At 59.3% G+C, this 1,381-nt stretch carries 1 protein-coding gene; it reads left to right on the forward strand.

The window, feature by feature from the left end:
* Positions 1–127: 127 nt before the first annotated feature.
* Complete coding sequence (locus N5D48_RS26110; RefSeq protein WP_087534779.1) at positions 128–1,324, forward strand: IS256 family transposase; 1,197 nt, start codon at positions 128–130, stop codon at positions 1,322–1,324.
* The last annotated feature ends 57 nt before the right edge of the window (positions 1,325–1,381 follow it).

Genomic DNA, 1,381 nt, shown 5'->3' on the forward strand with positions numbered 1-1,381 from the left:
GATCGTGTCCCAGGAAGTGGTGTAACTGAACCAGCCGAAGGCGCCCTGCGGGCGAAAGAGGATGGTCATCGTGGTTCTTGGCTAACGTTGAGTTTGCGAAGACCAAACACTCACCAGAGAAACCACGATGACCAAGCCCACTATCGCATTGACCGAGTTGGTTGAGAAAGGGGCAGACGCTGATCTGCTCAAGCAAATGATCCAGTTCGTTGCCCAGCGCATGATGGAGTTCGACGTCGAAGGCCTGTGCGGCGCCGGCTTCGATGTCAAAAGCCCAGACCGCACGAACAGCCGCAACGGCTATCGGGATCGCCTCTGGCAGACCCGCGCCGGCGACGTCGACCTGAAGATCCCCAAGCTACGTCAAGGCAGCTACTTTCCCGGCTTTCTTGAGCCTCGGCGAACCGCTGAGAAGGCGATGGCAGCAGTGATCCAGGAAGCCTACATTCAAGGCGTCTCAACGCGCTCAGTGGACGAACTGGTCAAGGCCATGGGCATGACCGGCATCTCCAAGAGCCAGGTCTCGCGGCTGGCCGGTGAGATCGATGAGCGCGTTCATGCATTCCTTGATCGGCCACTTGAGGGTGACTGGCCCTACCTCTGGATTGATGCCACCTACGTCAAGGTGCGTGAGGCCGGGCGCATCGTCTCGGTCGCCGTAATAATTGCCGTGGCCGTGAACACTGACGGTGGCCGCGAAGTCCTGGGCATGCGGGTTGGGCCTTCGGAGGCCGAGCCGTTTTGGACAGACTTCCTGCGTAGCCTGATGCGCAGGGGCTTGCGAGGTGTGAAACTGGTCATCTCCGACGCCCACGAAGGTCTGAAGGCGGCTGTTTCCAAAGTATTCAACGCGACTTGGCAGCGCTGCCGTGTGCATTTCATGCGCAACGCCATGGCCCATGTTGGCAAAGGTCAACGCACCATGGTGGCGGCGTTGTTACGCACGGTCTTTGCCCAGGACAGCCGTGCCGAATGCCATCAGCAGTGGCGCTTGGTCGCTGACCAACTGCGCGAAAAGTACCCCAAGATCGCAGCGCTTATGGACGGCTGCGAGGATGAAGTGCTGGCGCACATGGCGTTTCCTAAGGCGCACCGCCAGCAGCTGCACAGCACCAATCCACTGGAACGGCTCAACGCTGAGATCAAGCGCCGCACCGATGTCGTGGGTATCTTTCCCAACGATCCGGCGATCACACGGCTGGTAGGCGCGATGCTGCTGGAGCAGAACGACGAGTGGTGCCTGCAGCGGCGATACATGCAGTTGGAGGCGTTTGAAGCAGTCAGCGATAATCCACAAGCCAAGCTGTCGGCCGTGATCAACTAAACGGCAAACTCAGTGGTCAAGGCCATGATGAGTTACACCACTTCCTGGGACACGATC

The organism is Pseudomonas sp. GD03858 (assembly GCF_029840925.1).
Classification (GTDB): domain Bacteria; phylum Pseudomonadota; class Gammaproteobacteria; order Pseudomonadales; family Pseudomonadaceae; genus Aquipseudomonas.